The sequence below is a fragment of the Falsirhodobacter sp. 1013 genome (assembly GCF_051195255.1).
Lineage (GTDB): Bacteria > Pseudomonadota > Alphaproteobacteria > Rhodobacterales > Rhodobacteraceae > Falsirhodobacter.
Genome location: NZ_JBNJLK010000004.1, coordinates 260,129 through 267,903 on the forward strand (window position 1 = coordinate 260,129; position 7,775 = coordinate 267,903).

A 7,775-nucleotide genomic window follows, 5' to 3' on the forward strand; every position below is an offset into this window, starting at 1 on the left:
GCGAATGGGAGGAGAGATCATGGACATGACGCAAAGCCTGCCTTCGGGCAGCGCGTCCTCGGTCGCCGTATCGACGGTCGCCGACGACAACTACAAACGCATCCCGATCGGCCTTGAACGGGGATCGGGGTCGCGCAAGCTGCTGGCGCGGATGCTGCGGGTGATGTTCCCGCACCCGCAGATCAGCGACGGCCCCTACATCCGGTCGGCGGAAGCGGTGCTGAACATGGCCTGCGAAAAGCCCGGCCGACAGGTGGCCTTCGCCGCCGCCATCCAGGACCTGATGAACCTGAAGTTCGAGGAGATGGACGACGCCACAGCGCTGGAGCATCTGCGCCGCATGCAGGGGCACGACTTCTTCACGCAGGTGCAGGGTTCGGCCCTGCTGGCCTTCTATGACGATCCGGAGGTGTGGGACGCGCTGGGCTATGAAGGGCCCAGCTTCGACAAGGGCGGCTACGTGAACCGGGGGTTCGACGACCTGGATTGGCTGCCCGACCCGCGGATCGAGGAATATCAGGGGGATGACGCATGACACAGATCGCACAGGACGAACCCGCCGTCGTCATCATCGGATCGGGCGCGGGCGGCGGCACGCTGGCCTATGAACTGACAAGGCAGGGCATTCCCTGCGTGGTGCTGGAAGCCGGCCCCTACCTGAAGAACGAGGATTACGAGAACGACGAATGGAAGGCCTTCCACCAGATGGCCTGGCTCGACCCGCGCACGACTTCCGGTTCCTGGCGCATCGCGAAGGACTTTCCCGCCCTGCCCGCCTGGATCGTGAAGGCCGTGGGTGGCACCACGACGCATTGGTCCGGCGCCACCCCCCGCTTCAAGGACCACGAGTTCAAGGCCCTGTCCACCTATGGCAAGGTAGAGGGCGCGAACCTGCTGGACTGGCCCATCACCCTGGCCGAGATGGAACCCTATTACGACCGGGCCGAGATCGCGATGGGATCGACCCACCGCCATGGCCGCAAGGCGCTGCCGGCCAACAACAACTACAAGGTGTTCGCCAACGGGGCGGAGCGGGTCGGCTACAAGATGTACGCCACCGGCCCCTACGCCACGAACGCCGAACCCTATGACGGACGTCCCGCCTCGGTTCAGGACGGCTTCAACTTCCAGGGCGACAAGAGCGGGGCGAAATGGTCCATCATGGTGCGGGAGATCCCGCGCGCGCTGGAGACGGGGCTTCTGGACCTGCGGCCCGACAGCCATGCCGTGCGGATCACGCATGACGCATCGGGCAAGGCGGACGCGGTGATCTATGCCGACAAGGACGGACATCTGCACCGTCAGGCCGCGCGCGTCGTCTGCGTGGCCGGCAACTCGATCGAGACGCCGCGCCTGCTGCTTCTGTCCGACAGCTCCCGCTTCCCGAAGGGGCTGGCGAACGGGTCGGACCAGGTGGGCCGCAATTACATGCGGCACATGACGGGATCGGTCTATGCCCGCTTTGACAAGCCGGTGCGCATGTATCGCGGGGAAACCATGGCCGGCCTGATCGCGGACGAGGCCAAGCACGACCCGTCGCGCGGCTTCGTGGGCGGCTTCTACATGGAAACGATCTCCCTCGGGCCGGCCTTCCTTGCGGCCTTTGCGGAACCGGGTGCGTGGGGGCCCGAGTTTGCCGAGATCATGAACGCCTATGCCAACACCGCCGGCATGTGGATCGTGGGCGAGGACATGCCGCAGGAAACGAACCGCATCACCCTGTCCGACAAGGTGCGCGACCAGTGGGACATCCCGGTTGCCAACGTGCATTTCGACGACCACCCGAACGACGTCGCGATGCGCGAATACGGCTATGGCCGGGCCGAGGCGATCTATGGCGCGGTGGGTGCCATCGGGCATCACCGCACGCCGCCCTACCCCTCGACCCACAACCTCGGCACCTGCCGGATGAGCGAGCGGCCGGAAGACGGCGTCTGCGACCGCAACGGCCGGGCGCATGAGGTGGAGAACCTCTTCATCTCGGACGGGTCGCAGATGACGACGGGGGCAGCGGCGAACCCGACGCTGACCATCGTGGCGCTGGCGATGCGGCAGGCCGACCATCTGGCCGGCGAACTGAAGCGCGGCAACCTGTAAGCGGAAGGGGACGATCGCGATGTGCAGGGTTTTCATCGGCGCCGACCCGCAGCTTTGGGAAAGCCAGACCCGTTCCATCCGCATGGACGGGATGGTCACCAGCGTGCGGCTGGAAAACATGTTCTGGACCGTGCTGGAGGAGATCGCGGTGCGGGACGACATGAACGTGCCGCAACTGCTTCACCAACTGTACAACGAGTCCATCGACGAGGGGCATGATCTGGGCAACTTCACCTCGTTCCTGCGGGTGTGCTGTCTGCGGTTCATCGATTTGCGACTGAAGGGTCTGCTGCGCGACGGGACGGACGCGCTGCCGGCCGAACGGATCCTGAAGATCGAGGCGGAAAAGCGGTTGCTGCGCGCCCGCCCCGCACCCGGCCGCCCCAATTGAAAGCGTGCTTCCGGCGGCGGGGCGCACCCGCTGCCGGTTCGGAGGAAACCAAACGCCGTTCCGCCCGTTGACGGGGCATGTCGCGCAACCCGATCCAGACCCCGGCCGATGTGGCGCCCGCCTTCCGGGCGGCGCTGGAGCGTTTCGATCCCGGGCGGCGGTCCCTGATCCTGGGCCATTTCGACGCTGACGGGTTGTCGGCCGTGGCGATCCTGGCGCGGACGATGGACCGTCTGGACCGCCCGAGCGACATCCGCATCACCGGCAAGGGGGAGAACCCCTGGTCCCCCGCCCTGCGGGCCGAGTTGGAGGCGCGTCGCCCCGGCGGCCTGATCGTTACCGACCTTGGCGTGCGCGAAGGCGACATCCTGCCCGGAACACCGACCGTGCTGATCGACCACCACGTGCCCACCGGCACGCCCGGCGACGCCACCGTGATTTCGGGCAATGGATGGGTGCCGGAGCCGACATCCTCGCTGCTCGCCTATTGGTGTGCGGGCGCGCCCGAGGATCTGTCATGGCTGGCCGCGATGGGCCTGATCGGCGACATGGCCGCCGAGGAGTTTCCCGAACTGGCCGAGGCGCAGAAACACTTCGGCAAGACGGCCCTTCGGGACGCGGTGTCGCTGGTCAACGCGCCACGTCGGACGGCGTCGGCCGATGCCGGCCCCGCGCTGGCGCTTTTGCTGAAATGCGCCTCGCCCAAGGAACTGCTGAGGGGCGATCACCCCGAAACCGCCGTGCTGCGCGCCGCGAAGGCCGAGGTCGCCGCCGAGATGGAGGTGGCGAAACGTGTCCCCCCGAAAGTGCGCGGCGATGTGGCGATGATCCGCTTCGCCTCCCCCTGCCAGGTGCATCCCTTGGTGGCGCAGAGCTGGCGCGGGCGGCTGAAGGACAAGATCGTGCTGGCCGTGAACACCGGCTATCGCCCCGGCTGGATCCATTTCGCGGCGCGCACGGCCAACGGCACCGACCTCATCCGCTTTCTGGCCGACCACCGCCCGCCCGGCGCGGGCGAGGAATATGGCAGCGGGCACATCCAAGCCACCGGCGGCGCGCTGCGTCCGGCCGACTGGAACGACTTCGCCACCCGCATCGGCTTTCCCGACGAAAAGGTTCCTGAATGAACAGCCGCCCCCTGCGTCTCGGCTTTCCCGTCAAGGTGATGGGCAAGCCCGATCTGAAAAGCAACGACACGCGGCGCTGGCAGCAGAACCCGCATCTGAGGACCTCCTTGGAGTATCTGGACGCGATCCTTGACTACCTCGTGAAGGTGAACATCGACATGTACCGCATGTCGTCGGATCTGGCACCCTATGCCACCCACCCCGACATGCCCCAGTTCCACGACATGGTGGCCGAAAGCGATGCCGAACTTGCCGCCATCGGGAAGAAGGCGCGGTCGCTGGACATGCGGCTGTCCTTCCACCCCTCGCAGTTCGTGTTGCTGAACAGCCCCGATCCGGCGCTGACAAAGAAAAGCATCTGGGACCTGAGTTCGCAGGCCGAGATGCTGGACCGTATGGGAATGGGCCCCGAAGGCGTGATGGTGACGCATGTGGGCGGCGTCTATGGCGACCGCGAACAAAGCCGCGCCCGCTGGATCGAGGGGTACGAGCAATGCCCCGATCACGTCCGTCGCCGCCTTGTGCTGGAAAACGACGACATCCGCTTTTCGGCGGCCGACGTGCTGTGGATCCACGAACGCTGTGGCGTGCCACTGATCTTCGACCATCAGCACTACTGCTGCCTGAACCCCGAGGGGCTGGAGCTTCGCCCGACGGTGGAGCGGTTCGTGCGATCCTGGCCGGACGGTGTGCGGCCGAAGATCCACTTCTCCTCCCCCCGGACCGAATTGCGGGAGCTGAAGCGCAAGCTGAGCGAGAAGGAACGCGAGGCGCTGAAAGCCACGGCCAAGGGAAAGGCCGTTCCCCGCACCAAGACGGTTCTTCAGCCCCCGATCTGGACCGGACACGCCGACTTCGTCAATCCGTTCGAATTCATCGGCTTTATGCGTACCATGGCGGGGCTGGACTTCGACGTGATGCTGGAAGCGAAGACAAAGGATCTTTCGCTCCTGAAGCTTCGGGGCGATCTTGTCCGCTATGCCCCCGACATCGCGGCCCGCTTCGGCGTGAAGGGCAGCGCGGTCGAGGAGACGTTCGAGCTGGAAGAGATCGAGGACGATGCCGGCTAGAAGGCTCGCCCGGCGGGAAACACCGCCGGGCGAGCCGTTTCAGAAGAAGTCCACGAGCGTGTCGGTCAGCGTGCCGCGGAAGTTGTCGATGAAGATCGTTTCACCATTGGCGAAGGCGATCGAGGTTCCCGTGCTTGTGACCGTGGCACGTTCCTGAAGTGCGGCGATCGTCGAAACCCCACCCAGAAGCGCCGAGTCGATGCGCAGCACATCGCCCTGCCCGGTGTTGAAGTCGGTGATGCCCAGCCTCTGGTCCCCGAAGGCGAAGACGAAGGTGTCCGCGCCCTTTCCGCCGCTGGCGGTATCAAGCCCCGGGCCGCCATAGATCCAGTCGTTGCCCGCGTCCCCGTAAAGGGCGTCGTTGCCGGCCCCGCCATAGACCTTGTCGTTCATGTCGCCGCCGCGCACGATGTCGTCGCCGTCGTCGCCGTAGACCACATCTTCGCCCGCGTCGCCGTTCACGTCGTCAGCGCCAAGGCCGCCGTAAAGACTGTCCCCGCCCGCGCCGCCATAAAGGGTATCGTTCCCGCTGTCGCCGAACAGCCGGTCGGTGCCTTCGTTGGCATAAAGAAGGTCGTTTTCCGTCCCGCCGTAAAGGTCGTCGGTGTTGGCGCCGCCATACAGCGTGTCGTTGTCCTTGTCGCCATACAGGATGTCGTTCGATTCATTCCCGTTGAGGAGGTCGGCCCCGTTCCCGCCATACAGCGTGTCGAAGCCAAGACCCCCGGACAGGGAATCGTTGCCGCCATCGCCCGCCAGCAGGTCGTTGGCATCGCCGCCGTCCACCGTGTCGTTGCCGCCACCGCCATATAGCGTGTCGATGCCGAGGCCGCCGTACAGGATGTCCAACCCGTTGTCGCCATACATCAGGTCGTTGCTGCCGCCGCCTTCCATGACGTCGTTGTGCAGGCCGCCATACATCAGGTCGTTGCCTTCGCCGCCATAGACCTTGTCGTCGCCGTCGCCGGCTTCCATGCGGTCCGCGGCGCCGCCGCCATACATCAGGTCGTTGCCCACGCCACCGTAAAGCTGGTCATCGCCCACCGCATCCGCCGGGTCACCATAGATCGTATCGTTGCCGGCCCCGCCATAAAGCACGTCCACCCCGGGGCGACCCTGCAGCAGGTCATGTTCGGACACGGGCTCCACCGGGTCCACGTTGCCTTCCGCCGGCAGAAGCGAGGCGATTACCTCCTCCAGCCGGTCGCCCATGCCGATGATGATGATCTCCCCCCCGCCCGGAAGGGTGACGTGAAGATCGCGCGCCCCGGTCTGGTCCCAATCCACCGACGTGGCCTGGGCGCGGAAGCTTTCGGCGGTGAAACCCGCCTCGTTCACGATCAGCAGATCCCCTTCGGAGGGGGCGTAGTCGACGAGGATCGTCTGGCCACGCGGATGGGCCACGAAGGTGTCCCCCCCCGCGCCGCCATACATCTGGCTGACCCCGGCGCCCCCGATGATGCGGTCCGTGCCGCGGCCGCCGAACAGAAGATCATGTCCGCCCGTGCCACCGTTCACGAGGTCGTCGCCATCCTGCCCGTACAGGAAGTCGTCGCGCAGGTTGCCCAGCACCTGGTCGTTTCCGGTGCCGCCATACAGGAAGTTGTTCGCCTCGGCGCTGCCGTTCAGGGTGTCGTTGCCCGCGTGGCCGACCCCAAGGCCCAGATATTGCGCGATGTCGAATTCATTCGTCGCATCGTAATCCGGGTCGTTGGTCTGGTTGCGCAGCCGCCCCTTGATCAGGTCGATGGCCACGACCTCCCCTGCCGCATGGGTGGCATCCTCGCCGCCCAGCGTGAAGGCGTCCATGGCCGCGGCATAGCTGCCCTGCTGGACAAAGCGCAGCGTGCCGTCCGGGTCCATCCGCGACAGGTTGGACTCGCCATATTGGCTGCCCGTGAACCAGCCGATGGCAACGCCCTGATCGGCGAACCAGTCATAGGCCTGGGTGAAACCTTGGATCTCCGTCCGGTCCGAACTGAGGTTGTAGGCCTCGTTCCCCTGCGCGTTCGTTTCCGTCACGATGAGCGAGTCGTTCAGGATGGGGCCGTAGATCTGCTCCAGCGCGGCACGGACATCGTCGGGATCCGAAAGGCCCGTCGTGCCCAACCAGCCCGGATAAAGGTGGGCGGACCAGACAAGGCTGTCGCCCAGCCCGTTGCGGATGTAGTCCAGCGCACTGCCGTTCCCGATCTTGATGTCGGCCAGTTGCTGGAAGTTGGCGGAATAGTTCCAACCGCCCACCATGATCTTGGCATCGTCCGAGCGGGCGTCGATCATCTGCCCCAGCTCGACCATCTGCTGGGCGTAAAGGGTCACAAATTCCTGCAGGCCTTCGGACCGCTTGCCTGCATAGAAGGTGGCGGTGTTGTAGGCGGCCGGCTCGTTCACCACCTCGTAGGCATAGACGGCGTCGCTGACGGCGGGATGGGCGTCCATCCAGTCCAGCATCTGCGTCCAGGCCTGTTCCATGTTGTCGTAGACTTCGCCGGTCAGGGCATCGCGCATCTCGGCCAGCGCGTCCGAGCCGCTGGCGGTCAGGGTCTGGGCGTCCCCGTCCATCTGGACCATGATGAAGTTGAAGCCTTCCTTCGCGGCGGCTTCAAGAAAACGCTCGTATTGCGGATGAAGGCTTCCGTCCGCGTTGAAGCTGTTCGCGTTGAACGGCAGCCGCAGCGTGGTCACTTCGGGCAAGGCTTCGCGCAGGCGCGCGGCATAGAGTTCCGGATCGCCCCACATGCTGACGGGGATCGTCTGGAAGTCGCTTTGCCAAAGATAGTACTTGTCGTTGGCCGCGATATTAGCCTCGTAGGTGCCGTTCGCCTTGTCGATGGCGATCTGATCTTCTGCCTGAACCTGTAGGTTGATGATGTTCAGATCGGACGTGCTTGTCATGCGCAGCTCTTCCATGCGTTGCCTGAAACTTGCATCCCGATAGGCGCAAGTTCTTTACGATCCACAAAGACCCCACCCCCGGGGCCGCTCCTGCTTCATCCTGAGCGCACTCGTAAACAACTTATGGTTGCATATATTGCATCAGCCGGCTTTTCGACAAGACAACCCCAGCGATATTAAAATTTTATTAATTAG

The 7,775-nt window shown here is 64.9% G+C and carries 6 protein-coding genes; 5 read left to right on the top strand and 1 reads right to left on the bottom strand.

Annotation, left to right across the window (positions count from 1 at the left end):
- Positions 1 to 19 precede the first annotated feature (19 nt).
- The 5 genes from ACSHZY_RS09340 to uvsE all read left to right on the top strand — a co-directional run bounded on the left by ACSHZY_RS09340 (position 20) and on the right by uvsE (position 4,685).
- A complete protein-coding gene (locus tag ACSHZY_RS09340; RefSeq protein WP_435168411.1) occupies positions 20 to 535 on the top strand; it encodes a hypothetical protein in 516 nt (171 codons plus the stop codon).
- Positions 532 to 2,097: a GMC family oxidoreductase gene (locus tag ACSHZY_RS09345; RefSeq protein WP_435168412.1), complete on the top strand. Its 1,566-nt coding sequence runs from the start codon at positions 532 to 534 to the stop codon at positions 2,095 to 2,097. Before ACSHZY_RS09340 ends, ACSHZY_RS09345 begins: the two co-directional genes overlap by 4 nt.
- A 19-nt stretch (positions 2,098 to 2,116) precedes the next feature.
- Positions 2,117 to 2,488 (top strand): ribbon-helix-helix domain-containing protein, encoded by a 372-nt coding sequence (locus ACSHZY_RS09350; RefSeq protein WP_435168414.1) that lies wholly within the window; start codon positions 2,117 to 2,119, stop codon positions 2,486 to 2,488.
- Between the two features lie 77 nt (positions 2,489 to 2,565).
- Positions 2,566 to 3,615, top strand: coding sequence for a DHH family phosphoesterase (locus tag ACSHZY_RS09355; protein ID WP_435168416.1), 1,050 nt, complete (start codon positions 2,566 to 2,568; stop codon positions 3,613 to 3,615).
- Complete coding sequence (gene uvsE / locus ACSHZY_RS09360; protein ID WP_435168418.1) at positions 3,612 to 4,685, top strand: UV DNA damage repair endonuclease UvsE; 1,074 nt, start codon at positions 3,612 to 3,614, stop codon at positions 4,683 to 4,685. Before ACSHZY_RS09355 ends, uvsE begins: the two co-directional genes overlap by 4 nt.
- 39 nt (positions 4,686 to 4,724) lie before the next feature.
- Here uvsE and ACSHZY_RS09365 read toward each other — a convergent pair whose 3' ends face one another.
- The gene (locus tag ACSHZY_RS09365) at positions 4,725 to 7,580 is read right to left on the bottom strand and encodes a calcium-binding protein (RefSeq protein WP_435168420.1); all 2,856 of its coding nucleotides are present in this window, start codon (positions 7,578 to 7,580) and stop codon (positions 4,725 to 4,727) included.
- Positions 7,581 to 7,775: the final 195 nt, after the last annotated feature.

Excerpts from the sequence above, each read along its gene's own strand:
- ACSHZY_RS09340 (WP_435168411.1), top strand. The coding sequence starts at position 20 with ATGGACATGACGCAAAGCCTGCCTTCGGGCAGCGCGTCCTCGGTCGCC.
- ACSHZY_RS09345 (WP_435168412.1), top strand. The coding sequence starts at position 532 with ATGACACAGATCGCACAGGACGAACCCGCCGTCGTCATCATCGGATCG.
- ACSHZY_RS09350 (WP_435168414.1), top strand. The coding sequence starts at position 2,117 with ATGTGCAGGGTTTTCATCGGCGCCGACCCGCAGCTTTGGGAAAGCCAG.
- ACSHZY_RS09355 (WP_435168416.1), top strand. The coding sequence starts at position 2,566 with ATGTCGCGCAACCCGATCCAGACCCCGGCCGATGTGGCGCCCGCCTTC.
- uvsE (WP_435168418.1), top strand. The coding sequence starts at position 3,612 with ATGAACAGCCGCCCCCTGCGTCTCGGCTTTCCCGTCAAGGTGATGGGC.
- ACSHZY_RS09365 (WP_435168420.1), bottom strand. The coding sequence starts at position 7,580 with ATGACAAGCACGTCCGATCTGAACATCATCAACCTACAGGTTCAGGCA.